We start from the raw sequence: 25,723 nt of genomic DNA on the forward strand, positions 1-25,723 counted from the left end.
GGCCGCGAACGGCCTTTCCCTTTATTTATTTGAAGCAAACTCAAACGGTCTGACCATATCGTTACTGTTAGCATCAAGGAAATCAGCCCACCACTGAAGCATCAGACGGCGTTGATCAAGGTGTTTAGCCTTGTGGGTATAAGCTGCCCGGACACTGTTGCTTTCCTTATGGCTCATCTGAAGCTCTACAGCGTCTTCTGACCATAGCCCGGACTCAATTAAGGCACTACAGGCCAGTGTTCGGAAACCGTGTCCACAGATGTCCTGCTTCGTGTTATATCCCATATTACGCAGGGCTTTGTTGATGGTGTTTTCACTCATGGGTTTAAACGAGTCATAACAGCCAGTGAAGATTAATCCATCATCATGGCCTTCTTCATAAGTCAGTTGTCGGATCTCTTTTAGTATCCTCATAGCTTGCTTACAGAGGGGAACGAAGTGCTTACGCTTCATTTTGGCACCACGAGTCGAATGTTTGACGTTTTCAATTGCTTCACGCTGTTCGGGTATCACCCATAACTTACTTTTGAAATCAATTTCAGACCAGCGAGCGAAACGAAGCTCACTGGAACGAATGAAAATCATCAGATTGAGCTGTATTGCCAGTATGGTTAACCTGCGGCCTTTGTATTCGGCAATTTTGTTCAGTAGCTGGGGTATTTCTTCCAGCTCAAGTGCAGGGCGGTGTTCAGTTTGTGGTTTCTGAACTGCACCTTCCATATCATAGGCTGGGTTATGGCGTATCAGCTTTTGCTGGACGGCATGACGCAGGATTGCCGTAATGTATTGTTGAATGCGCATGGCAACTTCAAGATAACCAAGAGCCTCAACTTTTTTCACCGGAACCAGCAGATCACCCGTATCCAGTTCGGCAACATCTTTGTCACCGATTACCGGGAAGACATAAGTTTCAAGGCGCTTCCATACGGCATCACCATAATCATCAGACCATTTTGTTTTCGTGGAGAACCACGCTTTGGCTACTGTTCTGAAGGAGCGTGTATTATCACGTTTGGCTTTAAGCTCTTTAACCTCTGCCTGTTTCTTTGCATTAGGGTCAATACCCTGAGCCAGAAGCCTTCTGGCCTCGTCACGGCGTTGTCTTGCGTCAGAAAGAGAAACTGCAGGGTAAACACCAATAGAGAAGAGTTTTTGTTTCCCTTCGAAGCGGTAAGCCATTTGCCAGTATTTCGAACCTTTAGGGGTAACACGAAGGAACATACCAAAGCCATCAGTAAGCTTGTATTCCTTCTCAAGGGGTTTTGCATTTTTTGCTTTAATATCAGTCAGTGACATGAAAACACCCCCTCATTTGTTGGTAAAAGGGAAATCGAACCAGCATTACCAGCATTTTTACCATCAAAATGATATGGCTTCGAGTGGTTTTTAGTGAACGAGGGTGAACGACTGAGAGGGGATAACCAATTGATAGAAATGCAGAAAGCAGACGTTAGTGAACGTCTGCTTTCTTGAAAATGGCTCCTCTGACTGGACTCGAACCAGTGACATACGGATTAACAGTCCGCCGTTCTACCGACTGAACTACAGAGGAATCGTGTGAACGGGGCGCATATTAACGATGCCTGATCGCCTTGTCAAAGGTCGCAATACCTTTCACATACTGTTTGCTGACTATTTCAACAATGCGCCTGAGAGACAGACAATTCGCAAAGCGTTTGCACCATCATGAGGCAGAGGAGTCTCTTATGGGGCATCTGGCAAACCACTGTTTCAGTAATCAGATCCCTGGGATTATCAGAATCTCTTATTATCCAGCCTGTTAGCGATGGTCGGATGACTTATCTAAAACTGGCAAGCATATTGCAACTCCTCCGACAACATGACTGCCGGCGTTGGCACTGGTATTCCGAACAGGAGGCAAAATGAACTTAAGACGCCTGAAATACTTCGTAAAAATCGTCGATATCGGCAGCCTGACTCAGGCCGCTGAGGTACTGCATATCGCACAGCCCGCGCTGAGCCAGCAGGTGGCTACGCTTGAGGGTGAATTGGATCAACAACTGCTGATTCGCACCAAGCGCGGCGTGACGCCAACCGAAGCGGGCAAGATCCTCTATGCCCATGCGCGGACTATCCTGCGTCAGTGCGAGCAGGCACAGTTAGCGGTGAACAATGTCGGGCAGTGCCTGCGTGGACAGGTCTCTATCGGACTTGCACCGGGTACGGCAGCTTCTTCCGTTACGATGCCGCTGCTGCAGGCGGTACGCTCAGAATTACCGGAAGTGACTGTGTATTTGCATGAAAACAGCGGTACGGTACTCAACGATAAACTCCTGAGTGGTCAACTCGACATGGCCGTGCTGTATGAGCGCGCGCCGGGTTCCGGGATCACCAGCTTGCCGCTGCTGAAAGAGGATCTTTATCTGGTCGGTACACGCGATTGCCCGGGCCAAAGCGTTGATTTAACAGCCGTGGCGGAGATGAATCTGTTCCTGCCGCGTGATTACAGCGCGGTACGTCTCCGCGTTGATGAAGCGTTCTCCTTGCGTCGTCTGACGGCAAAAATCATTGGTGAAATTGAGTCTATCGCCACCCTGACGGCGGCGATTGCCAGTGGTATGGGGGTGACGGTGCTGCCGGAATCTGCTGCCCGCTCCCTGAGCAGTGCGGCCAATGGCTGGATGGCGCGGATTACCACGCCGTCGATGACGTTACCGCTCTCTTTGAACGTTTCTGCCCGCGGTACGCTCTCGCCACAGGCACAGGCGGTAAAAGATATTCTTATGTCTCTGGTAAGCCGCCCGGCTATGGATAACCAGGAGTTGCAACTGGTGAGTTAAGCGTTATTCCATTACGGAATAACATGCTGGTTTTTATTATTTGTTCTGCCAGGCCTCAGACTTTAACAATAGCGTCATGTCTGATGGGCCTGGAGGGAAAGGTGAATTTCCAGCAACTGAAAATTATCCGGGAAGCGGCGCGCCGGGATTATAATCTCACCGAAGTCGCCAATATGCTCTATACATCGCAATCCGGGGTGAGTCGTCATATCCGCGAGCTTGAAGAAGAGCTGGGGATTGAGATCTTCATCCGTCGGGGCAAACGGCTGCTGGGGATGACCGAGCCGGGTAAAGCGCTGTTGGTGATAGCCGAACGTATTCTTAACGAGGCGAGCAATGTGCGCCGCCTCGCCGATCTTTTCACGAATGACACATCCGGCGTGCTGACGATTGCGACAACGCATACGCAGGCCCGCTACAGCTTGCCGACGGTGATTAAATCGTTCCGTGCGCTGTTTCCCGAGGTTCGTCTTGAGCTGATTCAGGGGACGCCACAGGAGATTGAGACGTTGCTGCACAATGGTGGCGCGGACATTGGCATCGCCAGTGAGCGACTCAGTAATGACAGTACGCTCGCCGCCTTTCCCTGGTTTCGCTGGCACCACAGCCTGCTGGTCCCGAAAGATCATCCATTACTGCAAACCTCCCCGCTTACGCTGGAAGAAATCAGCCGTTGGCCGCTCATCACCTACCGGCAGGGGATCACCGGACGTTCTCGTATTGATGAAGCTTTTGGCCGCAAGGGGTTGCTGCCGGATATCGTGCTCAGCGCCCAGGATTCCGATGTCATCAAAACCTACGTTGAATTGGGGCTGGGTGTCGGACTGGTGGCCGAGCAGTCGAGCGGGGAGAACGAAGAGGGCAAACTGGTACGCCTGGACACGCGTCATTTGTTCGATGCCAATACCGTCTGGCTTGGCCTTAAACGTGGTCAACTGCAGCGCAACTATGTCTGGCGCTTTATCGAACTCTGTAATGCAGGACTGTCGGTTGAGGATATCAAACGTCAGGTGATGGAACCGGACGAAGAGGTGATTGATTACCAGATTTGAACACAGTATCCCCCGCGAGCTGATGACGTCGGGGGATCCGCGTGTTGCCGGTTATTCCGCGAATTTCAGCAGCGCATCGCCATCAAGACGATAGCGTACCCACTCGTTTTGCGGCAGTGCGCCGATGCTCAGGTAGAAATCAATCGCGGGTTTGTTCCAGTCGAGCACGCTCCATTCCAGACGACCACATTTGCGCTGCACCGCGCATTGCGCAATGTATTTCAACAAAGCTTTACCTGCTCCGGCGCCGCGATAGTCAGGGGTAATGTACAAATCTTCCATATAGATACCGTTGCGTCCGAGCCAGGTTGAATAGCTGGTGAAGAAGACTGCATAGCCCGCCACGTTGCCATCAATCTCGCAGATTAACGCTTCAGTTTTACTGTCAGCGCCAAATAACGTGGCGTTGATTTCGTCCGGGGTGGTCACCACCTCTTCCGGGGCTTTTTCGTATACCGCCAGTTCATAAATCATGTCATAGATGGCTTTTGCGTCCGTTGGGCGTGCCTGGCGAATCGTGATGCTCATTTCTCTTCCTGTCCGTTATGCGTGGGTTCAAATTGCTGGCGTTAAGCATAAGGGTTATTGTTAAAAGAATTAAGTGCAATGAAATCACTGGTTGATGAATATTATGCATCATGCTCTGCGACGCCTCGATCTGAACCTTTTGCCTGTTTTTGACGCCATCTACCGGCACCGTTCCGTCAGAGCGGCCGCCGAAGAGCTGGCGATGAGTACTTCTGCGCTCAGCCATGCGCTCTCGCGGCTACGTGTCACGTTAAATGACCCACTGTTTTACCGTGAAGGCCACCGGATGTGCCCCAGTGTATATGCGACCCAACTGGCGCCAGCAATCGCCACGGCGTTAAAGTCCCTGAATCAGGAGTTGACGCCGCAACCTGCGTTTGACGCTGCCAGCAGCAGCGACTGCTTCCAGATTGCGATTACGGATTTCACCGCTTTTTGTATCTTTCCGGCTTTGATGAATCGGCTGCAGGAGACGGCTCCGGGTCTGCGTTTTGAGTTGCGCTATTTGCCGCACAGCCCGGCGTTGACGGAGTTACTTGCCGGGGAGATTGATCTGGCGCTGGGGTTTAGTGCGCCAGATGATGCGGTGCATGCAGAACTGGATGAAATTGTCTGGTTTGAAGATGAGTATGTCGTTATCAGCAACAGTCAGCGTACGCGACTGACGCTGGCGGATTACCTTGCGGCCAGCCATCTGGTGGTCACCCCCTGGAACGAGAAGCAGGGTATTTTGGATCTGCAACTTGAGCGGATGGGACACACGCGGCAGGTGGCGATAAAAACGCCCTCAATGCTCAGCGCGCCCTTCATTATTGAGCAGAGCAATCTGTTGCTCGCCATCCCGCGTTTTGCTGCCGGAAAGATGAAGCAGGCGGCGCAGTTAGCCATCTTCGATCTGCCCTTTGCCGTACCGCCATTTGAAGTAAAAATTTATTCACATAAGCGCAGCGGTAAGCGGGCGGCAACAGACTGGCTGAAAGGCGAGTTGCAGGCGCTGGCAGAGAAAGGAGTATGAAGCCACAAAAACAAAAACCCGCTTAAGTTGCCTTAAGCGGGTTTTCTGAATTTGGCTCCTCTGACTGGACTCGAACCAGTGACATACGGATTAACAGTCCGCCGTTCTACCGACTGAACTACAGAGGAATCGTGTGAACAGGGCGCATACTACTTGCCACGTTCATATGTGTCAATACCTAATTTAACCTGCTGATTCAATTGGTGAATTAAAGCGCAGATTGCCTTTTTAGTGTACACGGTTAACGGGGTCATTCGCTGAGAAAGGGCGATCGCGCAGACGTGATAACGGATCCTGAGCATAAAACTGACAGAAACGTTGCCAGAGCGCCGGGAAACGTGGGGCGAACAATTCAGGTGCGCTGAAAAAATATTCCGACAGTACGGCAAAACACTCCGCAGGGTCGGTTGCGGCATAGGCATCAATACTGGCCGCGCTTTCTCCCACCAGATCGATCTCATCCTGAATGTTTTCCATTGCCGCATGCAGGTCATGCTCCCAGGCCGCGACTTCACGCAGAGGGATGAGCGGAATACCGTTTGCCCGATCGCCATTACGGGTATCGAGCTTGTGTGCGACTTCGTGAATGATCAGGTTAAAACCCGATGCATCGAACGAATCCTGAATATCCAGCCAGTTCAGGACAATCGGCCCCTGCTGAAAGCTTTGCCCTGACTGAACGACGCGCTGGCTATGCACCAGTCCAATGCCATCTTCCCATTCGTCGTCAACGACAAAAGGAGCAGGGTAGATGAGCACTTCATGGAAACCATCCAGCCATTCAAGGCCGAGTTCCAGTACCGGCAGGCAAAAGAGCATGCTGATACGCGCGCTCTTTAGTGCATCCAGTTCGAAACCTTGCAAGGCAACTAACCGCTTTTGCTGCAAAAAACGGTCTGCAAGTTGAACCAGTCTCTCTTGTTCATCTAAAGAAAGGCTCGCTAACACGGGGATATTTAACGCGTCTTCCCATGGGAATTCCGCACCGTGAGAGGCTTCCTTTGTTTTCCAGGGCCACTTAATCATCGCTTTGCTCGCAAACTCGCCACTTGAACCAAATTAACGGGACAGGGTCTGTTAAAATGCCAAATTACCTGGCATCATGGCAACCATTGAAACGGAGAGATGCCGGAGCGGCTGAACGGGACGGTCTCGAAAACCGTAGTAGGGGCAACTCTACCGGGGGTTCAAATCCCCCTCTCTCCGCCATTATTCAATCAGTTACGCGCCTCGCTTTCAACGACTCTCGTCACACTTGGTATGGTGTTGGTATATTCGGTTAGTATATTTCATTCCCCTTTCTCCTCTGATTTGTTCAAGGTCGGCAGGTCTAGTGTAGGTGACACCTTAACCTTTCTGTCGTAAACGACAACCTGACTTTCTGTCTTATGACCAGAAAATATCTGTTTTTCCTTGCTGGATCCTTCATAGTCGGAAATGCCTTTTGCTTTTAGATCATGAAAGGTACAGACCAGTTTTCGCCCGAGCTTTTCCCCGGCACGAAGTCGGGCATCTTCCCATAGATCTGAAAAACCGCTTTTGGAATACATTTCCTTTTTGGAACTACATATCAGATATTTTTGTCCACCCAATGTCTTGGCTAGCTCAACGGCTGCATGAAGGCGTTCTGTCCATGCTTTTATCTGTTTGGTTCCTGTCTTACCCTGCTGTATATAAATGCCCGCATCAGACAGTTGATCTAATGTTAGAGTGCGAACGTCAGAAGATCGGGCAGCACAAAGATAAGCTATTTCCATTGCTGCTTTCATTGCAACAACGGCTTCGTCATAAATTGCCTGATACTCTTCGTCGGAAATATAAACCTCTCTGGCTTTCAGGGTGAATTTTCTTACCCCTTTGCATGGATTTCCCTTCACATAACCTCGCTCGAATCCCCATCCAAAAACTCGAGACATACCGCCAAGCTCCTGGTTTGCCTGGTTGATGCTGCGCTGACCCCGGCTATCCATGTAAATTCTGACCATTTCTATTTTAATGTCATCAGCTCTCATTTTACCGAAAACCGGAATCAGATTTTTATGGTATTGCCTGTAGTCATGCTGTGTGCGGGGAGCGAGTTCAAAAAATGAGGGGCTGGAAATAAATAACCCCCATAATTTTTCGAAAGTCATTACATCGTTGCGCTCGGCTTTCGCTTTTTCATAATTCTCCCACAACCTTGACATGCTCGTTTCGCGGATCTTGCCCAATGTAATACTCAGTTTTGTTCCCTTTGGTTTCCATACATAGCTATATTTATTTTTTGTCACCCGTGGAGGCAGGTGTCTATCTTTTGGATCTTTTCGTGGTCGGCCCATTGATTGCGTCGTAGTTAGGTTCTGCAGCGACATATTCATCAACCTTAGGTAATTCAGTTATTCCGGGCAAAAGATTGCGACGTAATACGATCGGGCGGTTCCGCCCATCGGTAGTGAACGGAATGCCATGGCAACGCAACTGCCGTTGCTGATGCGTATAGCGCGAGTAGCCAGTTATTTCTGTAATTTCCTGAGGCGACAGCGTTAATTCATGCATCGGTCATTTCTCTCAATGACCGGTCAGTAAAAGATAACTGACCGGGATGTTGATTTATGATTTTGGAAAATCAGTTTGCAGTCAGGCGCTGCCAGATAGCTGAAACGTATTTGACCTGGTGCCGGGCATCGGCCAGTGCGTTATGCATGTCGCCTTCAAAAGGGATCTGATAGCGCGGATTGATACCGACAACTTTGCCCAACTCGACAATGGTGCGCACGTCACGGTCATTCCAGAACGGCACGGACAATTCCGCGCCAACCTGCTCATATGCGCGGCGCAAAATTACGTTGTCGAATGAGCAGCCATTGCCCCAGAGCTGCACATACTTGATGCCGTTGGCTGAATTCGTGTGAATAAATTCGTCGAGGTTATCTATGGCGTCCATCAGCGAAATTGCATCGCCGCCGGTTATCGCTGCGCGTGCTTCTGCTGACTGTTTCATCCACCAGATTATTGTGGCAGCGTCAGGTTTCGCACCGAACTCCATTGCGGACTCGAGGCTGACAATCTGATAGAACTCTGGACCTGTTTTACCTGTTCCCGGATCGAAAAACACCGCGCCGATGGCGATAATCGGTGCTTCTGGATTGTTCCCCATAGTTTCCAGGTCAACCATCACATGCGTCATCAGGGTGAATGATTCGTCATCGTTAATTTGATGTCCGGTATCAATATTATTATCTACGGCAGTTGCCTGTGGACGAGCTGCAGCACCGCTTTCAGTTGACACATTTTCTGCTTCGCCCGGCGGTACCGCAGAATCAGTCTGGGTTTCATCACGGCCAGTTTCTTCCATCTGCACATCGTCGGCAGCCTCGTTCTGTAGTGTGGTTGTGCTGGTGGCGGATAGTTGGCCCATCAGGTTATCGATGGAGAAAACGCCATTACCGAGATTCGCAACTTCCGTTGTTGTTTTAGAATCCCCTGCAGTTTTGCCTGCTGCTTCTGCAACGTGCTTGCCTACAACAACGAATTCGGTAGAGAGCTTATCCAGACTTTCTAACGGTTCTGTTCCCTGAACGACCCCGGCAACTACTGCTGCACTATCCAACTGGCGCGCGGCAACAAGTGTTGCTGCATTTGGGTTGGCATGATCGGTTTCGGTCAGGTAGGCATTTATGTAACCGCTCAGACGACCTGGGGATTTATAAAACTCGGGATGAGCGCTTCTGATGACTGCAAAAATTGCTGCCCGGGAATAATCTAAAATACCAGGCGTTTTGCGGAGGATATCTGACCACTCTTTCCAGGGGCTCTCTTTGCCGGAAATAATTTCTTTCGCCCTGCGATGGATACCTACTGGGATGTTGTAGATATCAAAATCCATCGGCAGCGTTGCTGCAGCGATTTCAACATCCAGTGTATCCAGCGTGTGGATGTAGTCTGGATTGCGGTCTGTTTGAATTCCACCGCCAGCAGTCGTGCCTGAATCAGTTCTCTGAATAGCGGCTACGCGTTTTCCAGCCAGCCACTCTTTAACCAGTAAGCCCCGGTCAATATGATGAGTTGCGGCCCATGCCTGCATGAACCGCAAAACAACGCCGAGTTCGTGACGCGCAGAAGGGGGCAGTACTTTTTTTACAGCGTCAGTAAGCTTCCAGATCTCGTGCCAGGAATATTTTTTTGCCTCCGCTACATTCTCAGCGGCCAGCAGCAGGTTTTGAACATAATGGTTATCCACGTCGAGCATGAGATCGGAGATCATGATCCTCTGGTCAGCGGTGACGTGATGGGCAAATTCATCTGAAATGTAAGCGGCAAGGATCTGCTGGCGGAATCCCAGTTGTGCCGCAGGATGCTCCATCGTATCAGTAACATCCTCGCTCTGGGTCAACGGGGCTTTGGGGGGTAATTTGCCGCTTTGCCAGTCCTCAAGCAACTGATTGCGGGAATCCGGTTCAGCAGCGATCCAGTTCGCCACAAATTCTACCAGTAGCGTCGGGGAGTGCTCGCCATCCTGAGAAAATAAAGCTTTGACTGCCTGCACCAGTTTCCACTCAACATGCAATGACAGGTCAGCAAATTCAGCAACGTCAGTGATGGCCTGGAGTAAGTTATGCACGTAGGAGTTGCTTTCATCCAGTGACAGCTCGGTGGCGGCAATTTGCTGCGCCTTCGTGATATGGGTCTGGTATTTATCGTTCAGCAGGTGAATGGCAATGCGAACAGCCAGCCCACGATTTTCTAGGGAGATATTCGCTTCATCGGATGTAACCGGGAGTGTTTCTTTTTCGGTCGGTGCTGATGGATCCGGTTTGATAATTTTCTGCCAGGTGAGCCCATCCTCGCCCAGTTCGTAGCGATCGCACCAGGTGAAATCGAGTGTACCCTCAGGTGGCAAGTCATCAAACACCGGAAAATTCGTAGCAACTGGTTTTAAGTAGTCTTTGCCACGGCCAACTTCTATTTCTGCATCTTCGAGTGCGTTTGCTAAATCGCGATCTACGCGTTCCGCTGTTTTAGCTGATTTCCAGTAAAAGATGCTTTTTGCTTCTGAGGCTTTAGCCTTGTTTTGAACAAGGCGTGCATATGGTTTCATTGCCTTCGGGCTCCTGATGGTTGTAAGATACCCGGCAGCTAATGATTAGCCGCCTGCGGTTGGTTATTGGTCAAAACTCGTTCCGGAAAGCTTTGGTCGGCTGACCGGGTACTTAACCCGCCTTGCGCGGGTTTTGTGCTTTATGGGGTACTGATTTTTGCGTCGGACAGTTGCGAGACGAGAACACTGTCGAGCGCAACCAGTACCGGGTCGAAAATGCTGCTGTGCGGAATTATGGTTACAGCGCGGATCACTTCGGCGACGCTGGTTTCGGACTCAGGTTTGCAAAGGTGGTAGCCGCCTCCCGGCCCTTTTTGACCACGCACGATTTTGGCCTTCCCCAGCTTTGATACGATCTGTTCAACGTAAGACGGGGAAAGCTTCAGTTCGTTGCTGATGGTCGCAACAGTGACAGGTGCGCCGGTATAAAGCTTTTTCATTACAGCGACGACGCGCACTGAGGCAATGATACGTTTCATTCCAAATTCCATAACTTATCCCTTATCCGGCTCCCGGCCGTAACCGGGGTTATCGTCGATAGCATCTTGCAAAATTTGCTTCGCTTCTGCTGGTGGTAGCGTCAATGCCAGCCTGATGGCGGTGCCGAAGGTCTCGGCGACGAGTTCGAATTTGCTGGCCAGGCGGTTCGCTGCATCTGTCTGTTCCGATACCGCTTCCATTTCAAACTCATGTTCCTGATAAACCTCAGTGAGAACTTCATCCTCAACTTCCTGCCAAAGAGCTTCCTTCACTTCCAGCACCGGTAGTCTGCCGATGAGCTGCTCAGCGGGTGCGGTGCTGAAACGCAGCGCTAATTCGTTTGCTGACATATCTCCTCCTAAAAAGGCCCGCCGTGAGGCGGGCAAAGAAGATTTATCCAATTTAACCAGAACAGGTCATCGCCTCCTGTTTGGTTATGATGGCGGTATTGCCATCACGATACCCCGTGCACTGGGCATCAGGCTGGCTACAGCCGTTGGTTATTGGTGAAAACTCGTTTAAAAATGAACTGCAGGCTGTTGGTCGGCAGCCGGAATACTTACCGGGAAGCATTCGCCTTTAACGCTTTGCTCCGCAGCAGCGGCATTACAGTCATCTTCGGTTTGATACACACCCAGCGGGGTATCAGAACACTCGCCAGTCAGCGCACAAACGGTGATGACTAAATAAAAAAACGTGCTCACGCCTTAATCTCCGGGTTGCCTTTCTGCGCCAGGAAATAGCAGAACTGGCGAATGCGAGCCACAGCCCAATTCAACTTCACGGCCTGAATGCCAACAGAAACGCGTGCGAAATCCTTCATTGTTCTTTCTCCCCTTGGATGAGGTTCATGTCGAGTGTGTGCCTGTATCGCTGGCGAGCGGAACGGGTAAAGCCTGCTGCGCGAAATTACTGAAAAATGAATATCAATGTCGCCATCTCATCCGGTGTTTCGTATGCCGCCGGCAGCTACTTCGTGGGCGTCCTGCCTGGATGACTGATTCTGTAAAATCAGGCTACAAATAAACATACCAATAGTCAACGCAAATCTGATAATAAATATACCAGTGCGTATTTTGCAATAACTGTACGGCTAAGGGGTGGGCATAAAAAAAGCCGCAATTATGCGGCTTTAATGTAGTTAAAGTGGGATTACGGAGGGTCAATTTTTCTTTTGCGTAAGAACTCAGCCATAAATGCATCAAGTTCTTCTAAACGAGTCTTTGCCAATGATATGAAGCGGTCCTGCTCTGATTCGGGTAGTTGATCAAAAACCTCTAACAGAGCCGCTTGTTTTGAATTAAGGACTGTCTTGCTGGCGGTGACTGAATTTAAATGCTCTTCTTCTTCATCAGTCATGAAGAACCAATACAGAGGCTTCCCAAGCGCTTGAGGCAAGAGGGCCAGCTTTTCTTTTCTTGGAAAACTCCCGGCGTTACACCAATGACTTACCGTTTGGGAGTTAACGTCAATACGCCGACCCAATTCAGATTGAGATATTTCAGCCTCTTCAATGGCCCTTATCAGCCGTTCTTCAAAGTTCATATTCATATCCAAATCAAACCAGTAACCAAGAATACAAAGTTTCTTTGTAGTTGTGGTTAGTTAAATTTCTTGACACTGATAAATTAATTATCAATCATGTGGTACGGAAATCAGGAGGAACCATGAAAGAAGCCACTCAACAGAAAATAATCTCTTTATGTGGAAGTCAGTCGGAACTAGCACGTCGTTTGGGTAAAAACTCTCAGACAGTATCTGTCTGGTTTCGCACTCAGGTAGCCAGCACAGAAGTCCTGAATGCTTGCCGTGTTCTGGACTGGCAAGTAACTCCACATGAGTTACGCCCCGATCTTTACCCAAACCCCACTGATGGCTTGCCGCAGCAGGAGACTGCCCATGCACACAATCAGCTTTGATCATCCTAATCAATGTCCGCCTTTGGCATTGAAATCGAAAAATCAGATTGAACCGCGGCGGCGGGACAACCTGAAACGGATGGCGATCAATACCGCCGTCAGCGAATGGGAAAAAACGTTGCCGGGTCAGGCTCAGGAACAGATAGCGCGGCTGGTGGCAGAAGAATGGAAACGTACTGGCGGCAAGGGGATCACAGTCAACAAGCTGAACTTGTTCCGCTATCTGCGTAACGAAAACGGATCCGAAAAATACAACCGCTATGTCATGCAACTGGCCCCGGCGATTTCATCCGTGATGCCAATCGAGATAGCACGCGCCTACGGTCTCCGTTCTGGCAAGACCGAAGCAGAACTGGTGGCTGCAGCAATCAAAGAATGCTCTGAGGCCCACCAGGCAAAGATGCTGGGCGCGCCTCTGCAGCGCCTTGAAAAAGAGATATGGGAGGCAGCCACATCGCTTTACGCGATGCTTCCGAAAGAGATATCAGAACCAGCGCTGGCATTGCTCAGCACTCTGGCGCCGCAGTGTTTTTGAAACGAGTTTTGACCAATGACCATCAGCATTTTGCTGATTAATACGAGGTTTTAGATGGCCCGCATCAGAACAGTGAAACCTGAATTCTGGACAGATGAAAAGGTGGTGGAATGCACGATCCCCGCCCGACTTCTGTTTATTGGGTTGTTCAACTTCGCCAATGACCTGGGATGCATGGAGCGTTCCCACAAGCGGATCAAAATGCAGGTGTTCCCGGCGGATTTAATCGACTGCGAACCCCTCATAGCTGAGTTAATCACTCATGGATTACTCACTGAGTACTCAGTGAACGGTCAGGAATATTTGCACATAAAGGGCTTCGCTAAGCATCAGAAAATCAACCGGCCGTCGGCAACAAAGATACCCGCTCCGGTACTACTCACTGAAAACAGTGGCGGCAGTGGTAATCAGTTCAGTGATGACTCAGTGAGTGCTCAAGGATGTGTCACTGACGGAAAAGGAAAGGAAGGGAAGGGAAAAGGATCAAACCCCTCTCTTAGCGAGCGCGAAGAAGAATTTCAGGATCAGGAAGAACAACGGCAACAACATCCGCCGCCGACTCAAGCCCCCCGATATCTGGAAGGCGTAGATGAACCTATCGGCAAATTTCAGATGACGGATGCCTGGCTCCCGTCTCGTGATTTCCGGCGACGAGCAGCGATGTGGGGCATAGCTCTACCAGAACCGGATTACCTGCCAACCGAATTGGCGGAATTCACAACCTATTGGGGGGCTGAAATGAAGGTTTTCACGCAGGTTCAGTGGGAACAGAAGTTTGCCCGGCACATACCCGTAGCGCGGGCCAACAACCAAAAATCCGTAGCAGCGAGAGGTAACGAAAATGCGCCAGTTCACTCTGGAAGCGCTTCAAGAGCAGTACAGCAAGTCCGGGATGCTCGAGCCCGAAAAGAACGTGATGGTGGATCCTCGGGCGGAAGACACGGCATGGCGCCTGTGGGAAGTCATGGCGGAAATCTACTCGAACCGCTGGACGCAGAAGAACGGGGCCGAACCCTCGACTATGTGGATAGCTCAGATCGGTTCGATGACTGAGAGGCAAATCACCCTGGTATGCAATCAGTGCATGGAGCGCTGCGCCGCCGGGAACTCTTGGCCGCCAGACCTGGCAGAATTTGTTTCGCTGGTATCAGAGAGTGGCGCAAACCCATTCAGCCTGACATCAGAAATGGTGATGGCGGAATACAAGCGCTGGCGCAATGAGTCATACCGCTATTCCGGCAGCGATAAATATCCATGGCCTCAGCCTGTGCTCTACCACATCTGCATTGAAATGCGCCGCACAGGCGTGGACCGACGTATGACGGAAAACGAGCTGCAGCGGCTGGCTGAAAAATTACTGACCAAGTGGACGAAGCACGTTCAAAACGGTTTCTCGATTCCTCCGGTAGTGCGTCAACTGGCAGGGCCGAAAGCACCGGCTGGGCCAACCCCGGCACAGTTGCTGATGGAAGAGTACAAGCGCCGCAAAGCGGCAGGTTTAATCAACTAACGAGTTTTGACCAATGACCAAACAAAAACGAATTACTCAGGCTGACCGACTGGTTGTGTATGTCAGCCAGCACCCGGGTATTACCACCCCGGAAATATGCGACGTTTTCAACACTGACTCCGGTTCGACGGGGCAGCAACTGGCTGCGTTAGTACAGCGCGGTGTCATGACCCGGAGCCACAACGGCACCCACTGGGAATATACCGTTGTGCCCGGCAGCGATATCCCCGATATCGAGTTACCGGAGCTTGGTCAAAAAGCCGATCCGGAAGTTCTACGGGTGGCGCTTGAAGAGGCTGCTCTGATTGAATCACGGGGGCACTGGCTGCGTGCTGCTACGAAATACAGCGAGATTATGCGACTGGCAAAAAGCAGTCAGGAGATTCAGGACATTTCCCGATTGCGTAACCGCTGCATTCGCAATGCCCGCGCGCGGAGGGCAGAAGCATGCTGAAACCTGAGCAACGCGCCATCGTTGAATTTCTGGTACGGGAAAAATCCATTTCCACACGGCAGGTTCGCAGTCTGCTGGGCTGCGACATCAAAGAGGCCTACGACCGCCTGAAACGTCTGACGCTGGCGGGCATCGTGAAAAACGTTGGTAAACCTCACCACCCTGAATACCGGCTTACACATCGGTGGCGTTCGCGAGTGGCACCCGCTGCCTGTCCTCCAGCGCCGCAAACTGCAGCGCAGATTTGCCGCGAAAAATGGCAGGGTTATCAGGTTCACAAAATTTTCGGGAGCGCACAGAAATGACAATCGTTGCAAACAAACATGTAGCCCGTGTGGGGCACGAATTTGCAGCCGCAATGACGGCTGACACACCGATTATCGAGATCGCCAAAATGGTGTCTCACCTGGCTACTGCACTGGATAAACAAACCGAACTGACCGCGCAGTTGGCGATGGAAAACACCATTCTTCTTACTCCCGAAAACTGGTTAAAACATAGCGAGGAAGGTGCAGCGGCGTCCGCAATTGCAGAAGGTAACGGAGCTTCGGAGGACGAGGCGTTGTTGGCTGGAATGAAGTCAATCATAGCTTGCATGCAATCCCTCGCCACATCGGCAGCAATCGCAGCCCTGCGAGAAGAAGCATGAGCTGATGCATTCAGCTATGCAGCAGATTCGGTGCGCCACGAAATAATCTGCCTCAAAGAGCGTTCACCGACGTTGAAAGAAATGGCGTGCCTGGCAAATGAGTTCGACTCGATGGCCCGCCATCCCATACTATTACGACTGGAAACCACCACGCTTTGATCACGTCCAGCGTTATTAAAATGCGTGGCACGAATATCGGGCAGCCAACCGATACACCGTTGCAGACCGTAACGGCGGGTGGCCTGCACTTTGGTGAGGTGAGGACCATGCTGGCTGAAAACGAATATGACGAGCACCGGGCGGGGCAGGTGGCGGCATTCCTGCATGAGTACGGCATCAGCGAGTTTGTAACCATCAAAGACGTGGTATATCGCATCGTTGATATCGGTATGCGCATGCTCCAGCCGCGCGAGCTTTACCGGGCGCAGGGATTCCCGGAGTGGTACATCATCGACCGCGACTATCAAGGCGTGAAGTACGCAAAAGACAAGCAAGTTGCGAGGTGCGGCAACGCGGTACCGCCGCCGTTCGCGGAAGCACTGGTGAGGGCTAATCTGCCAGAGATGTGTTCAGCCAAAGAAATGGCCGCATAGTAAACCTTCATAAATTCAACCCGCTGCATGCGGGTTTTCTTTTTTATATTGTCAGCTACCGCATTAACAATTTGTACCTTCACTGTATTGATCATTCTAATTTATGAGTGTACTGTTTATTTATACAGTATGTACATAAACACAGTTATTGCTCATACAGGAGATCCGCCATGGCGAACGATAAGAAAAAAGTTATGAATGAGAAACCTGCCAACCAGGAAGAAAAAACAAAAGCCCTCCAGGCTGCGATGGGACAAATAGAGAAACAGTTTGGTAAGGGCTCAATTATGCGCCTTGGTGAAAACTCAAACCTGATAGTTGAAACGATGTCCAGCGGGTCGCTTAGTCTGGATATCGCGCTGGGTGGTGGGATCCCGGTAGGCAGGATTATTGAAGTGTACGGCCCCGAATCATCCGGTAAAACCACTGTCGCCCTTTCTGCTATTGCTGCGGCCCAAAAAACGGGTCGGCAGTGTGCTTTCATTGATGCGGAACATGCGCTTGATCCTCGCTATGCGCAAATGCTTGGGGTGGACATCGATAATCTGCTTATTTCGCAACCCGATACGGGTGAGCAGGCTCTGGAAATTACCGACGCTCTGGTGCGCTCTGGCGCCGTGGGCGTGATTGTCGTTGACTCTGTCGCTGCGCTGGTCCCAAAAGCTGAACTTGAGGGCGAAATTGGTGATCCACAAATGGGTATTCAAGCCCGCATGATGGGCCAGGCCATGCGTAAATTAGCTGGCGAAATCAGCAAAACGAAAACAGTGGTGATATTTATCAATCAGTTGAGAATGAAAATTGGCGTCATGTTTGGTAACCCGGAGACTACTACGGGAGGAAACGCGCTGAAATTCTATGCGACCGTTCGCCTGGATGTGCGGGCGACAAACATCAAGGAAGGCGAGCAGATTGTCGGTAAGGATACGACCGTTAAAATTGTAAAAAATAAAGTGGCGGCGCCGTTCAAAAAGGCCTCCTACCGTCTTCTGTTTGGTAAAGGAATATCCCGTACCGATGAAATTCTTGATCTGGGTGTCCAGTTAAAAATCATCCAAAAAATGGGCGCATGGTACGACTATAAAGGCGAAAAAATTGGGAATGGTCGCGGCAATGCGACTAAATGGCTTGAGGAAAACCCAGGTGTTTCCGGCGAGATAGAGTCACTAATCAGAGAAAATGCGCTGGTGGCGGGAGCTATCCCCTCAGATGTAACCCCTCCTGAAGAAGCAACAGAAGACGCAGAAAACGAATAACCCAATATGGTCGTGCGAAACAAGAAGAAGGAGGGGGCATGGATGACTTGCCTGATACCGGTTTTGCAGTGGTACGTTGTGCAGACAGGGCGATAATCGCTTATCTCGAGTCATTTCCTGACTGCCAGCGTGCCATGATGTATCGCAAAGGCGATATGGTTTCATTCATGCCGCTGATGGAAGATGAGGTTATTGGCACACCTTCAATGTTCACAATGATGCTGGAAAAGGCCGGTTATCGCGTTTGTCACGTATCTGATGCGGCATGTTAGCTGACCAGGTATCTCATAGTAGATAAGGTTGGCGGATTCATAAGTCAGAATATTGCGAAAAAGTAATCTCAACACTATTTCGTTGCTTTCAAGCATCCCCTGGTTAATATGCTCAAAACCATACTAATCAGGGGATGATAATGAAAAAAGTTCTGATGGCGTCCGCAATCATTTTTAGTGTCGTAGGATGTGCTGGGCAGGCGCCTTTAAAAAAACAAACGGCATCGGGGAAGCCCGAGGCTGTTTATAAAAATACGCAAAAATCACAAGTCAAAGATTGGATAACTGAGTTGTGTAGCTCTACTGGTTTTATGATCTCTGAGTCTACTGACAACACCATTACATGCGGGAAACAGCAGGAGGGCGGACAGGCAATCTTGTCACAAGCGCTTATTGGGAATGCTTATTCAACTACCCCGGTAAGTAAAACTCGATTCACCCTTGCTCAAATCAATAGCGATACGAAGGTATGGGCGGACATGTGGGTTGAAACGCAGATGGCATTCGGTCAAATGCAGCAAGTTCCCATCACTAATAACAATGTTAGAAATCAGGTACAAGATGCGTTGGACCAATTAGCGCTACGCTCCGCATCGCAAAAGTAACCACCAAGCCCTCCGGGACCTTAGTCTCGATAGATTTTCTCAGTCGGTCCGCAAAAAATGGCTGACTGGTGATGCATAAAGATAAATTAATGTCACGGCTGTTTTCGGCGGTTAACCAATAGCAACGATTATCTGTTAGTATCTTCCATGTCGGATTGAACCCCCGACACCTGCTGCGCCACGGAGAGACCCATGGCGCATACCACCTCAAAATCAGAACATCCACTGGCTGATACGCGTGAAGACGCAGTCGGCCTCTTGTTGTTGCAAAACCTCACTCCGCGACAGCAGGAAGTATATGACCTGCTGCTGTTCTATATCCGGCAGCACGGTTACCCGCCAACCATGAAAGAACTGGCCGGGCTTATTGGCGTCCGTTCTGTTAATGCAGTCGCTGAACACCTCAAGGCGCTTGAGCGAAAAGGGTTAATTAACCAGGTCCGGGGGGCTGCCCGCGGTATAACAATCGTCGGTAACAAGGAGCCTGTTCTTGCGGTGCAGTTGCTGAATGCGTTATTGAACCATGAACCCGGCGCCCGTGCACGCGCTGAGGAATTTGTCCGACTGTACGAGGGCGGGCAATGAAAAAAGGCTGGTTCACACATACTGACCTCACCGCCGAACAAGCCACGGAGCTGGTTGCCCGCTACACGGCAAAACACGTCGAAACCGAAAAAAGCCTTGCTCCTGACTATAAGAGCTGGATTGTCAGCGCGCGCCTGCCTGAGTCGGGCAAGCCACCGCGTCCAGATAAAACTTACCAGTGGAGGCACTGGGAGTGAGTATGCAAATTTATCCAATCGTGCCGATGGGCAAACCCCGTATGACTCGCGCCGACAAGTGGAAAAAGCGCCCTGAGGTTATGCGTTACCGGGCGTTCTGCGATGAGGTGCGACTGCGTGGTGTAGCCCTGCCTGAGTCTGGTGCGCATGTCACGTTTGTCCTGCCTATGCCAGCCAGTTGGAGCAAAAAGAAACGCCAGCAACATAACGGCCAGCCACACCAGGCTAAGCCTGACTGCGACAACATGCTGAAAGCCCTGATGGATGCGCTCTATGAGGATGATGCGCACATCTGGGATTGCCACATAACTAAAGTGTGGGGCGAGATCGGGCAAATCATAATCCGGGAGGCGGCATGCGCGTCCTGCTGAAACCGGATATCGCCCGGGATATGGGGGTTGTGCTTCTGCGTCCCGGTCGCGAGTTAATGCATATTTTCACTTCTGGTCGCGTGCTGGTGGAGCGTCAGCCAGAGAATATGGTTGACCTTCCTTCGGGTGCCGTACCGCCTGTCCGGCAGATGCTTATTGATGATCCGGCATTGTGCCCGTTCTTCACTCACCAGAAGGTTATTAATGCGGCTGGAGGTATTAATGGGCTCGAGTCCTGGTTACGGCGCCGCGGTAAAAAGTGCCAGTGGCCGCACTCAACTTATCACCACAAAGAGCTGGTTACTCATCGCCATGCCGGTGGCGCTGCACTGCTTTGCTGGCACTGCGATAACCAGTTGCGTGAAGCACCCAGTCAGGAACTGGATCAAATCGTTGCCAAAAATGCCGCCATCTGGATTTTGCGCGCCATTCGCCGTGAGCTGCGATTTGCCGACGACCACGAAGTAACTCTGCCAGAGCTGTGCTGGTGGGCCATTCTCCGGGGAGTTACTGAGGCCATACCGGAGGAAGTTTCCCGCCGGGTGCTTGGTTTGCCTGTTGAAACAATGTCGTCTGTTATGCGCGAATCCGATATTGTCCCGTCTCTGCCAGCCACCAGCATACTGGCGGAGAAAGTCAAAAAAGCGGCATTTCCTCAGCTACCAGCCATAAAACCCGTGGTTTCAGTCGCGGTTGATCCCGTGGCGCCGCAGACACTTTATGCGCGACCAAAACGCATCCGCTGGGAAAATCCAAAGTTCCTCGCCTGGGTGAAGACCCAACCGTGCATGTGCTGCGGCAACCCCGCCGATGATGCCCATCATATGATTGGCTGGGGGCAGGGTGGCATGGCGACCAAAGCTCACGACGCGTTCACCATTCCTCTCTGTAGAAAACACCATACCGAACTTCACAACAGCCCGGCGGCGTTCGAGCGCCAGTACGGCACACAACCTGAACTCATTATCAAATTGCTGGACCGCGCCTTTGCGCTCGGCGTTCTGGCGTAAAGGAGCAAACATGACACCACGTCAACGTCGTCAGCATTTAGCCGGTATGGGTATTGTCGCAACTGCACCGCGCAAAACTTACCTTGGGAAATTCACTCCTTTGACATCTGTTCAGTCAGCCTGGGTAAAGTCTTTACTTACGGTCTGGGGCGAATGCGTAAGGGGAAATACTGGCCCTAAAAAACCTCGCGGGCACTCCTGCTGGAATGGGATGAGAGGGAGGAACTGGTCAGATAAAGCTCTGGAGCGTTTTACTGCTGCGTTGAACCAGGCGCGCAGCGAAGGTTTCAGGGGACAACTTGCAATGAATCGTGCGCATGAAATTCTCTGGCCCCGGCCGTCAGTAAGTGTAATTGATGAGGCAATTCGTAAGGATGACACTGATTTTGTAGAGCAGAGCGTTTTGCGGGCGATGGATTTAAATGATCCGGTCTATCTGGTGGGTCTCCAGTACTACACCACGCGAAAAAAAATCTCAGACATTACCCGGGAATTGCAGGTTATTGCACCGTGGCTTACAGCTGATGAGGCCAGAAAACGCGTCCGCTGGTGCCTTGAAATATTCAGGGCAAAGGTATTCCTGTCGGCCCGAAAACTTCTGGTAGAGAACGCATGAAAGTTATTTTTTGTTATTTGCATTGAAAACGGGCCAGAAAAATGTTTTATTTAGGCATGCTTGGCAGAGCTGCGCCACGATGGCAGCGACGAGAAGCGACAATCTGACATAATCGAAAAGCCCGCACTGCGGGTTTTTTGTTTTCCGGCGATACGACAGGGGTATTCGCGGGGTGCATTGCACCAGTACCCCTGTCATATCGTCGAAAAGCAAAACATATCAAGCCTCGCAATTTGCGGGGCTTTTCGTATTCAGGCCTCACTGGCGGCGGCTCATTACCCAACCGTCAGGCGCTTGCGCAGAGGCCGCCCTCTTTGGTCGCTGGCCCATTCCCTCTACTGGTCTGGTTGTGATTGCTCCGGCGGCCGAAGCCATCCCGCGTCTGTGCCGACGCAAACATCAAACCGCAGAGCCTTTACAGAGGTGAGCCACAGGGAGTCTGACTCTCTGCGTACTCTCCCTGGGCACTGGCTCACCCCTTAAAGGAAAGTCCCATGAAGAAATCATTCACCGCTATTGCGGCGGTTCTCCTGTTTTCCAGTTTTGGAGCAACAGCCGCTGACATCACGATCACCACCGGGCAGCAGGGCTTAACGTACAACGCTGTGTATGGTGTGAACCTCGCCAGTGCGCTAAGCGAATATGGCTATAAATCGACAGTAGTCCCGAGCAAAGGCTCACTGGACAACCTTGATAAAGTCGCCAGCGGCGAAGCGCAGATCGGTTTCACCCAGGCTGATGCATTTCAGTTCTGGCGCAGCCGACACGGTAACGAAGCTCAGAAGGTCGACATCATCGGCGAGCTGGGCGATGAATGCGTGTTTGTGGCCGTGAAAGACGGCGGGAAGGTCGGCAGCGAAAGCGATCTGAAAGAAGGCATTAAAATCGCCGTGGGTGAACCTGCCAGCGGTTCTTATGCATCCTGGCAATATCTCCAGACGCTCGAAAAGAATTACGCAAAAGTTGAGACCTACGCAAAGGGTGGCGTTCGCTCACTGGCTAAAGTTGCCACCGGAGAATATGACGCATTCCTGTGGGTATCCGCACCCGACCGCACGAATAAGTTTCTGGAGTCAGTAAACCAGAAGGGCAGCGGCCTGACGATGATCAGCATGAATGGCTGGAACGTCGACGATAAGTTGCCAAACGGCAAAGCGGTTTATGAGCTGAAAAAGGCGGTCACTGAATCTGGCTGGCTCAGCGATTCAAAAGTGAAAGTGCCGTGTACTAAAACGCTGGTGGTCGCAAACACAGATGCCGGAGATGACATGCTGGAAACCGCATCAACTGTACTGCTCAAAAACCTGTCCCGCGTGCTGGGCAACAAATGATTAAGCGCATTGGCGGGTGGACTCTTTTTATCGTGTCTCTGTTTATTGCCTGGCGGCTGGCTGGCGTACTGATGGATTTTGCTCTGCTGGGCATTTCCATCGTCATGCTGGTGGTCTGCTGGTACCGACCTTATAAAGCTAAAAAATAATACTGCACAAAAATCCCCTGTTGTATGGGGGGGGGGAGTGTGGAATGTTATGAAAAAAAACAGGAAGTGACGACACCGTACACTCCATGTGAAATACAGCAACACGTCTGGTTATATGTCTGTTAACGCCTGATAAGTGTGGATCAGATCACGAAAATGTACAAAGCTAAATTTTGGCGAAATGCTTTTATACCCGTGGTAATGTATTTCTGTAATAAATCCAGATTTGCGGGGGTGTGTAAGACAGGTTGCTGTTTCTGTAACTTACACCAACGGTACGCAACAGTCCTGCACCTTCGGAATACTTGGAATTATGCATAACAAATATAGAGATAACCCTGATTTATGACCTGTCCCGTGGCAGGTCTTTTTTTATGGCTAAGGCTGTTGCTTTGTTTGGATGATGAGTTTAACTCATTGACGAATTGGTATTGGCAATTTTACATTGTTGAGGTGGTGAATCCCCCTGTGCGGAGGGGCGTAAACAGTACCGGTTTTCCACTACGGTCTCATTAGCTAACGCGAGTCACGGTGGCTGACCAAAGACTCACCGGGAGGCACCCGGCACCACAGTATTCTCTGTTTTGTTATTTTTCTCTTTAGGCCTGCTCCCTGCGAGTGGGCCTTTTTTATTTCTCCCTCTTCCACACAGTACTTCCCAAAAGCGGAGGTGGAGTATGTATCGAATGGACAAAATCACAACTGGTGTGAGCTACGGTTTTGCCGGAGCAAACGGAGGGTTCTGGGTGCTCCAGCTACTGGATAAAGTCTCGCCCTCACAGTGGGCAGCGTTAGGTGTTCTCGCAAGTATTCTTTTTGGTCTGCTGACATATCTGACCAATCTGTATTTCAAAATTAAAGAGGATCGGCGCAAAGCCGCTAGGGGTGAGTGATGGCAAACAGGGCAAAGCTTAGCGCGGCAATGTTGTCTCTTATCGCTGCAGGTGCATCAGCGCCGGTACTGTTTGATCAGTTCATCAGCGAGAAAGAAGGCAACGCGCTGGTGGCCGTTGTCGATCCCGGTGGCATCTGGTCACTGTGTCATGGTGTAACGGTTATCAATGGCAAGCCTGTCATTAAAGGCCAGCGTGCAACAGAGGAACAGTGCAAAAAGGCTAACGCTGTCGAGCGTGATAAGGCACTTGCATGGGTGGACCGAAATATAAAAGTGCCGCTAACTGAACCGCAGAAAGTAGGTATTGCGTCATTCTGCCCTTACAACATCGGTCCCTCTAAGTGTTTCCCTTCGACGTTCTACCAAAGAATCAATGCTGGCGACCGCAAAGGTGCATGTGAGGCAATTCGCTGGTGGATTAAAGATGGTGGTCGCGACTGTCGGTTAACCAAAGGCCAGGCGAACGGCTGTTACGGGCAGGTAGAGCGACGGGATCAGGAAAGCGCCCTGACGTGCTGGGGGGAATACCAGTGAAAGCAAGGTACCTCATTGTGATTGGCGCTTTTATTCTGAGCATCATCGGTGGCCTGTCCTGGTCGGCATTTCACTACAGCGACAAAGCCGCAACTGCTGAGAGTGAAAACCGCGTACTCAAGTCAGACAATGCTCTGCAGGGTCAGGTAATAGCCACTCAGGCATTCAACATAAACCGCTTCAATAAAACCGCTGAGACCGCCGCGCGGGCAAACGCAATTGTAGCCGGGAACAGCGAAACAACGGTAATCAAATACCGGGAGATATTACGCCGTGATAAAACCTGCGATCTGCCTGTTCCTGATGATATTGCTGGTGGGCTGCTCGAATACACGAACCGTTTACGTGCCGGGGCAATGCACACCGATTCCACCGGGCCTGACTCAGCCGATGGTGGTTCCACTCCCGCCAGCGGGCTGACGTACTGCCAGGCTGTTTTATGGATTGAGCCGCTGCTGGCAACCATAGAGCAGGGCAATAACAATTTCGCGGGCATCCGCGATATCGAACAACAGCGCCAGAAACCAACAGAGGAAAAACCATGACCGTTCGTGCCAAGTTCCGTTGTCACTTCATTCAAAAGGCTGACGACAATTCTTATTGCACTGTCCACATGAGTCCCGTTACCGACGACACGCCAGAAAATAAAACCTGGTCGAAGTACACGCCGGGTGGCCTGCTACAGATGCACATCTCTAACCCCGCTGCGTTCAGCCAGTTTGAGCAGGGCAAAGAGTATTACATCGACATCAGCTCAGCCAATTAACTGGTCTGAAAGCATATGTGCGCGAGCAGTGTTTGAGGTGAATTAATACGGGGTAAGAATGATGAGTAAAGTCAATTTGGCGCCTATAGAAATCACAATAGACGCCAATGAGGCAATGAAGCAGGTTGGAGAACTGATAAAGTTACTTAAACTTCCAGCCCGTTCCTTTCAGGGTATCCCTGAGCACGTCGTCAATTTGTTTTCTAACCGTGTCCGTGGCCTGATCAACAACATCGTCCCTGGTAATCTCTCTACCGCATTCAGCACAAAAGACATCAACGAAATTTGTATCAAAGTCAAAATCGTCGGGCCTCTCGAACATCTCACTACCGCAATCAGGACAAACGGCCTTCATAGTTTGCATGAATATATCCTTTCTACTGTTGGGGAGTTTAAAGATTAAACAAATTCATGCTGTTGGGGAATGGCATGGATCACGTGTCGATCACAAACAACTGACTGGGTTGCAAGCGTATGTGCGTGAGCAGTGCTTAGATTAAAGAGACTTGTCGAGACTGCCATG

36 protein-coding genes, 3 tRNA genes and 1 pseudogene are annotated in these 25,723 nt (G+C 50.8%); 26 read left to right on the top strand and 14 right to left on the bottom strand.

The window, feature by feature from the left end:
• Positions 1–21 precede the first annotated feature (21 nt).
• A complete protein-coding gene (locus tag AB182_RS08570; RefSeq protein ID WP_047369720.1) occupies positions 22–1,296 on the bottom strand; it encodes a tyrosine-type recombinase/integrase in 1,275 nt (424 codons plus the stop codon).
• A gap of 180 nt (positions 1,297–1,476) precedes the next feature.
• Positions 1,477–1,552, bottom strand: a tRNA-Asn gene (locus tag AB182_RS08575).
• 331 nt (positions 1,553–1,883) lie between these two features.
• Here AB182_RS08575 and nac point away from each other — a divergent pair.
• Positions 1,884–2,801, top strand: coding sequence for a nitrogen assimilation transcriptional regulator NAC (gene nac / locus AB182_RS08580; RefSeq protein WP_047369721.1), 918 nt, complete (start codon positions 1,884–1,886; stop codon positions 2,799–2,801).
• 101 nt (positions 2,802–2,902) lie between these two features.
• Positions 2,903–3,853 (top strand): HTH-type transcriptional regulator Cbl, encoded by a 951-nt coding sequence (gene cbl, locus AB182_RS08585; protein WP_041851852.1) that lies wholly within the window; start codon positions 2,903–2,905, stop codon positions 3,851–3,853.
• Between the two features lie 51 nt (positions 3,854–3,904).
• On the opposite strand, the gene AB182_RS08590 is transcribed toward cbl, so the two are convergent.
• Entirely contained in the window at positions 3,905–4,381 is a 477-nt protein-coding gene (locus AB182_RS08590; protein ID WP_047369722.1) for a GNAT family N-acetyltransferase, read from the bottom strand.
• 91 nt (positions 4,382–4,472) lie between these two features.
• Between AB182_RS08590 and AB182_RS08595 the strand changes: the two genes are divergently transcribed.
• Positions 4,473–5,396, top strand: a complete 924-nt coding sequence (locus tag AB182_RS08595; RefSeq protein WP_047369723.1) for a LysR family transcriptional regulator — start codon at positions 4,473–4,475, stop codon at positions 5,394–5,396.
• A gap of 52 nt (positions 5,397–5,448) precedes the next feature.
• Here the strand turns inward: AB182_RS08595 and AB182_RS08600 are convergent.
• A tRNA-Asn gene (locus tag AB182_RS08600) sits at positions 5,449–5,524 on the bottom strand.
• Positions 5,525–5,624: 100 nt separating this feature from the next.
• Positions 5,625–6,422 (bottom strand): DgsA anti-repressor MtfA, encoded by a 798-nt coding sequence (gene mtfA, locus AB182_RS08605; RefSeq protein ID WP_047369724.1) that lies wholly within the window; start codon positions 6,420–6,422, stop codon positions 5,625–5,627.
• A 93-nt stretch (positions 6,423–6,515) separates the two neighbouring features.
• Between mtfA and AB182_RS08610 the strand changes: the two genes are divergently transcribed.
• Positions 6,516–6,605: transfer RNA gene (locus AB182_RS08610), tRNA-Ser, on the top strand.
• 80 nt (positions 6,606–6,685) lie between these two features.
• Here AB182_RS08610 and AB182_RS08615 read toward each other — a convergent pair.
• The 8 genes from AB182_RS08615 to AB182_RS08645 all read right to left on the bottom strand — a co-directional run bounded on the left by AB182_RS08615 (position 6,686) and on the right by AB182_RS08645 (position 12,498).
• Positions 6,686–7,714 (bottom strand): tyrosine-type recombinase/integrase, encoded by a 1,029-nt coding sequence (locus AB182_RS08615; RefSeq protein WP_047373227.1) that lies wholly within the window; start codon positions 7,712–7,714, stop codon positions 6,686–6,688.
• A complete protein-coding gene (locus AB182_RS30370) occupies positions 7,683–7,931 on the bottom strand; it encodes a DUF4224 domain-containing protein (RefSeq protein ID WP_071845857.1) in 249 nt (82 codons plus the stop codon). The genes AB182_RS08615 and AB182_RS30370 overlap by 32 nt, the downstream gene beginning before the upstream one ends.
• A gap of 70 nt (positions 7,932–8,001) precedes the next feature.
• Entirely contained in the window at positions 8,002–10,473 is a 2,472-nt protein-coding gene (locus AB182_RS29715; RefSeq protein ID WP_082137029.1) for an exonuclease, read from the bottom strand.
• Between the two features lie 140 nt (positions 10,474–10,613).
• Positions 10,614–10,952: an RrF2 family transcriptional regulator gene (locus AB182_RS08630; protein WP_047373230.1), complete on the bottom strand. Its 339-nt coding sequence runs from the start codon at positions 10,950–10,952 to the stop codon at positions 10,614–10,616.
• 15 nt (positions 10,953–10,967) lie between these two features.
• Positions 10,968–11,303 (bottom strand): hypothetical protein, encoded by a 336-nt coding sequence (locus AB182_RS08635; protein WP_047369725.1) that lies wholly within the window; start codon positions 11,301–11,303, stop codon positions 10,968–10,970.
• A 168-nt stretch (positions 11,304–11,471) separates the two neighbouring features.
• Positions 11,472–11,657: a DUF1482 family protein gene (locus tag AB182_RS08640; RefSeq protein ID WP_047369726.1), complete on the bottom strand. Its 186-nt coding sequence runs from the start codon at positions 11,655–11,657 to the stop codon at positions 11,472–11,474.
• Entirely contained in the window at positions 11,654–11,776 is a 123-nt protein-coding gene (locus tag AB182_RS33220; RefSeq protein WP_261802770.1) for a hypothetical protein, read from the bottom strand. Before AB182_RS33220 ends, AB182_RS08640 begins: the two co-directional genes overlap by 4 nt.
• A gap of 329 nt (positions 11,777–12,105) precedes the next feature.
• Positions 12,106–12,498: a helix-turn-helix domain-containing protein gene (locus AB182_RS08645; RefSeq protein WP_047373231.1), complete on the bottom strand. Its 393-nt coding sequence runs from the start codon at positions 12,496–12,498 to the stop codon at positions 12,106–12,108.
• A 122-nt stretch (positions 12,499–12,620) separates the two neighbouring features.
• Here AB182_RS08645 and AB182_RS30380 point away from each other — a divergent pair, with 122 nt between their 5' ends.
• From AB182_RS30380 to AB182_RS08745, 22 genes and pseudogenes are all read left to right on the top strand, one after another.
• Positions 12,621–12,872, top strand: a complete 252-nt coding sequence (locus AB182_RS30380) for a YdaS family helix-turn-helix protein (protein WP_071845858.1) — start codon at positions 12,621–12,623, stop codon at positions 12,870–12,872.
• Complete coding sequence (locus AB182_RS08650) at positions 12,853–13,407, top strand: toxin YdaT family protein (RefSeq protein WP_047369727.1); 555 nt, start codon at positions 12,853–12,855, stop codon at positions 13,405–13,407. Before AB182_RS30380 ends, AB182_RS08650 begins: the two co-directional genes overlap by 20 nt.
• Positions 13,408–13,461: 54 nt before the next feature.
• Positions 13,462–14,460 carry a DnaT-like ssDNA-binding domain-containing protein gene (locus AB182_RS31845; protein ID WP_047369728.1) on the top strand — a complete coding sequence of 333 codons (999 nt, stop codon included), beginning with the start codon at positions 13,462–13,464 and terminating at the stop codon, positions 14,458–14,460.
• Positions 14,372–14,917 (top strand): replication protein P, encoded by a 546-nt coding sequence (locus AB182_RS08660; protein WP_139153694.1) that lies wholly within the window; start codon positions 14,372–14,374, stop codon positions 14,915–14,917. The genes AB182_RS31845 and AB182_RS08660 overlap by 89 nt, the downstream gene beginning before the upstream one ends.
• Before the next feature lie 13 nt (positions 14,918–14,930).
• Complete coding sequence (locus tag AB182_RS08665) at positions 14,931–15,371, top strand: MarR family transcriptional regulator (RefSeq protein WP_047369730.1); 441 nt, start codon at positions 14,931–14,933, stop codon at positions 15,369–15,371.
• Positions 15,365–15,676, top strand: coding sequence for a hypothetical protein (locus AB182_RS08670; RefSeq protein ID WP_047369731.1), 312 nt, complete (start codon positions 15,365–15,367; stop codon positions 15,674–15,676). The genes AB182_RS08665 and AB182_RS08670 overlap by 7 nt, the downstream gene beginning before the upstream one ends.
• Complete coding sequence (locus AB182_RS08675; protein WP_047369732.1) at positions 15,673–16,020, top strand: hypothetical protein; 348 nt, start codon at positions 15,673–15,675, stop codon at positions 16,018–16,020. The genes AB182_RS08670 and AB182_RS08675 overlap by 4 nt, the downstream gene beginning before the upstream one ends.
• Before the next feature lie 119 nt (positions 16,021–16,139).
• Positions 16,140–16,613 (top strand): annotated as a pseudogene (locus AB182_RS08680) (DNA cytosine methyltransferase); the annotation flags it as partial.
• Between the two features lie 194 nt (positions 16,614–16,807).
• The gene (gene recA, locus AB182_RS08685; protein ID WP_047373233.1) at positions 16,808–17,869 is read left to right on the top strand and encodes a recombinase RecA; all 1,062 of its coding nucleotides are present in this window, start codon (positions 16,808–16,810) and stop codon (positions 17,867–17,869) included.
• A 38-nt stretch (positions 17,870–17,907) separates the two neighbouring features.
• Complete coding sequence (locus tag AB182_RS08690) at positions 17,908–18,141, top strand: hypothetical protein (protein ID WP_047369733.1); 234 nt, start codon at positions 17,908–17,910, stop codon at positions 18,139–18,141.
• 140 nt (positions 18,142–18,281) lie between these two features.
• Positions 18,282–18,746: a hypothetical protein gene (locus AB182_RS32755; protein ID WP_223883579.1), complete on the top strand. Its 465-nt coding sequence runs from the start codon at positions 18,282–18,284 to the stop codon at positions 18,744–18,746.
• Positions 18,747–18,938: 192 nt separating this feature from the next.
• A complete protein-coding gene (locus AB182_RS08700; protein WP_052958817.1) occupies positions 18,939–19,331 on the top strand; it encodes a LexA family protein in 393 nt (130 codons plus the stop codon).
• Positions 19,328–19,528 carry a hypothetical protein gene (locus AB182_RS08705; protein WP_047369735.1) on the top strand — a complete coding sequence of 67 codons (201 nt, stop codon included), beginning with the start codon at positions 19,328–19,330 and terminating at the stop codon, positions 19,526–19,528. Before AB182_RS08700 ends, AB182_RS08705 begins: the two co-directional genes overlap by 4 nt.
• 2 nt (positions 19,529–19,530) lie before the next feature.
• Positions 19,531–19,899, top strand: a complete 369-nt coding sequence (locus tag AB182_RS08710; protein WP_047369736.1) for a RusA family crossover junction endodeoxyribonuclease — start codon at positions 19,531–19,533, stop codon at positions 19,897–19,899.
• Positions 19,884–20,909: a DUF968 domain-containing protein gene (locus AB182_RS08715; RefSeq protein ID WP_047369737.1), complete on the top strand. Its 1,026-nt coding sequence runs from the start codon at positions 19,884–19,886 to the stop codon at positions 20,907–20,909. The genes AB182_RS08710 and AB182_RS08715 overlap by 16 nt, the downstream gene beginning before the upstream one ends.
• Before the next feature lie 10 nt (positions 20,910–20,919).
• Entirely contained in the window at positions 20,920–21,525 is a 606-nt protein-coding gene (locus AB182_RS08720; protein ID WP_047369738.1) for a hypothetical protein, read from the top strand.
• 494 nt (positions 21,526–22,019) lie between these two features.
• Positions 22,020–22,856, top strand: coding sequence for a TAXI family TRAP transporter solute-binding subunit (locus AB182_RS30385; protein ID WP_071845859.1), 837 nt, complete (start codon positions 22,020–22,022; stop codon positions 22,854–22,856).
• Positions 22,853–23,005: a hypothetical protein gene (locus tag AB182_RS32545; RefSeq protein ID WP_167337870.1), complete on the top strand. Its 153-nt coding sequence runs from the start codon at positions 22,853–22,855 to the stop codon at positions 23,003–23,005. Before AB182_RS30385 ends, AB182_RS32545 begins: the two co-directional genes overlap by 4 nt.
• 677 nt (positions 23,006–23,682) lie before the next feature.
• Positions 23,683–23,898 (top strand): class II holin family protein, encoded by a 216-nt coding sequence (locus tag AB182_RS08730; RefSeq protein WP_047369739.1) that lies wholly within the window; start codon positions 23,683–23,685, stop codon positions 23,896–23,898.
• On the top strand, positions 23,898–24,434 hold the full coding sequence (locus AB182_RS08735; RefSeq protein WP_047369740.1) for a lysozyme: 537 nt from the start codon (positions 23,898–23,900) through the stop codon (positions 24,432–24,434). Before AB182_RS08730 ends, AB182_RS08735 begins: the two co-directional genes overlap by 1 nt.
• 32 nt (positions 24,435–24,466) lie before the next feature.
• Complete coding sequence (locus AB182_RS08740) at positions 24,467–24,979, top strand: hypothetical protein (protein ID WP_047373236.1); 513 nt, start codon at positions 24,467–24,469, stop codon at positions 24,977–24,979.
• Positions 24,976–25,200: a hypothetical protein gene (locus AB182_RS08745; protein ID WP_047369741.1), complete on the top strand. Its 225-nt coding sequence runs from the start codon at positions 24,976–24,978 to the stop codon at positions 25,198–25,200. Before AB182_RS08740 ends, AB182_RS08745 begins: the two co-directional genes overlap by 4 nt.
• A 142-nt stretch (positions 25,201–25,342) precedes the next feature.
• Here the strand turns inward: AB182_RS08745 and AB182_RS33445 are convergent, their stop codons facing one another.
• Positions 25,343–25,564 carry an ECs_2282 family putative zinc-binding protein gene (locus tag AB182_RS33445; RefSeq protein ID WP_456154043.1) on the bottom strand — a complete coding sequence of 74 codons (222 nt, stop codon included), beginning with the start codon at positions 25,562–25,564 and terminating at the stop codon, positions 25,343–25,345.
• Positions 25,565–25,723 lie beyond the last annotated feature (159 nt).

The sequence above is a fragment of the Phytobacter ursingii genome (genome assembly GCF_001022135.1).
In the GTDB taxonomy this organism is placed as follows: domain Bacteria; phylum Pseudomonadota; class Gammaproteobacteria; order Enterobacterales; family Enterobacteriaceae; genus Phytobacter; species Phytobacter ursingii.

Coding starts and splice junctions, on each gene's coding strand:
- AB182_RS33445 (WP_456154043.1), bottom strand. CDS start 25,564: ATGCAAACTATGAAGGCCGTTTGTCCTGATTGCGGTAGTGAGATGTTC.
- AB182_RS08745 (WP_047369741.1), top strand. CDS start 24,976: ATGACCGTTCGTGCCAAGTTCCGTTGTCACTTCATTCAAAAGGCTGAC.
- AB182_RS08710 (WP_047369736.1), top strand. CDS start 19,531: ATGCAAATTTATCCAATCGTGCCGATGGGCAAACCCCGTATGACTCGC.
- AB182_RS08645 (WP_047373231.1), bottom strand. CDS start 12,498: ATGAACTTTGAAGAACGGCTGATAAGGGCCATTGAAGAGGCTGAAATA.
- AB182_RS30370 (WP_071845857.1), bottom strand. CDS start 7,931: ATGCATGAATTAACGCTGTCGCCTCAGGAAATTACAGAAATAACTGGC.
- AB182_RS31845 (WP_047369728.1), top strand. CDS start 13,462: ATGGCCCGCATCAGAACAGTGAAACCTGAATTCTGGACAGATGAAAAG.
- AB182_RS08590 (WP_047369722.1), bottom strand. CDS start 4,381: ATGAGCATCACGATTCGCCAGGCACGCCCAACGGACGCAAAAGCCATC.
- AB182_RS08675 (WP_047369732.1), top strand. CDS start 15,673: ATGACAATCGTTGCAAACAAACATGTAGCCCGTGTGGGGCACGAATTT.
- AB182_RS32755 (WP_223883579.1), top strand. CDS start 18,282: ATGAAAAAAGTTCTGATGGCGTCCGCAATCATTTTTAGTGTCGTAGGA.
- AB182_RS30380 (WP_071845858.1), top strand. CDS start 12,621: ATGAAAGAAGCCACTCAACAGAAAATAATCTCTTTATGTGGAAGTCAG.
- AB182_RS08670 (WP_047369731.1), top strand. CDS start 15,365: ATGCTGAAACCTGAGCAACGCGCCATCGTTGAATTTCTGGTACGGGAA.
- AB182_RS08730 (WP_047369739.1), top strand. CDS start 23,683: ATGTATCGAATGGACAAAATCACAACTGGTGTGAGCTACGGTTTTGCC.
- AB182_RS08700 (WP_052958817.1), top strand. CDS start 18,939: ATGGCGCATACCACCTCAAAATCAGAACATCCACTGGCTGATACGCGT.
- AB182_RS29715 (WP_082137029.1), bottom strand. CDS start 10,473: ATGAAACCATATGCACGCCTTGTTCAAAACAAGGCTAAAGCCTCAGAA.
- AB182_RS08650 (WP_047369727.1), top strand. CDS start 12,853: ATGCACACAATCAGCTTTGATCATCCTAATCAATGTCCGCCTTTGGCA.
- AB182_RS30385 (WP_071845859.1), top strand. CDS start 22,020: ATGAAGAAATCATTCACCGCTATTGCGGCGGTTCTCCTGTTTTCCAGT.
- AB182_RS08705 (WP_047369735.1), top strand. CDS start 19,328: ATGAAAAAAGGCTGGTTCACACATACTGACCTCACCGCCGAACAAGCC.
- recA (WP_047373233.1), top strand. CDS start 16,808: ATGAATGAGAAACCTGCCAACCAGGAAGAAAAAACAAAAGCCCTCCAG.
- nac (WP_047369721.1), top strand. CDS start 1,884: ATGAACTTAAGACGCCTGAAATACTTCGTAAAAATCGTCGATATCGGC.
- AB182_RS08615 (WP_047373227.1), bottom strand. CDS start 7,714: ATGGGCCGACCACGAAAAGATCCAAAAGATAGACACCTGCCTCCACGG.
- AB182_RS08665 (WP_047369730.1), top strand. CDS start 14,931: ATGACCAAACAAAAACGAATTACTCAGGCTGACCGACTGGTTGTGTAT.
- AB182_RS08660 (WP_139153694.1), top strand. CDS start 14,372: ATGGCGGAAATCTACTCGAACCGCTGGACGCAGAAGAACGGGGCCGAA.
- AB182_RS08720 (WP_047369738.1), top strand. CDS start 20,920: ATGACACCACGTCAACGTCGTCAGCATTTAGCCGGTATGGGTATTGTC.
- AB182_RS08735 (WP_047369740.1), top strand. CDS start 23,898: ATGGCAAACAGGGCAAAGCTTAGCGCGGCAATGTTGTCTCTTATCGCT.
- mtfA (WP_047369724.1), bottom strand. CDS start 6,422: ATGATTAAGTGGCCCTGGAAAACAAAGGAAGCCTCTCACGGTGCGGAA.
- AB182_RS32545 (WP_167337870.1), top strand. CDS start 22,853: ATGATTAAGCGCATTGGCGGGTGGACTCTTTTTATCGTGTCTCTGTTT.
- AB182_RS08630 (WP_047373230.1), bottom strand. CDS start 10,952: ATGAAACGTATCATTGCCTCAGTGCGCGTCGTCGCTGTAATGAAAAAG.
- AB182_RS08715 (WP_047369737.1), top strand. CDS start 19,884: ATGCGCGTCCTGCTGAAACCGGATATCGCCCGGGATATGGGGGTTGTG.
- AB182_RS33220 (WP_261802770.1), bottom strand. CDS start 11,776: ATGAAGGATTTCGCACGCGTTTCTGTTGGCATTCAGGCCGTGAAGTTG.
- AB182_RS08635 (WP_047369725.1), bottom strand. CDS start 11,303: ATGTCAGCAAACGAATTAGCGCTGCGTTTCAGCACCGCACCCGCTGAG.
- AB182_RS08690 (WP_047369733.1), top strand. CDS start 17,908: ATGGATGACTTGCCTGATACCGGTTTTGCAGTGGTACGTTGTGCAGAC.
- AB182_RS08570 (WP_047369720.1), bottom strand. CDS start 1,296: ATGTCACTGACTGATATTAAAGCAAAAAATGCAAAACCCCTTGAGAAG.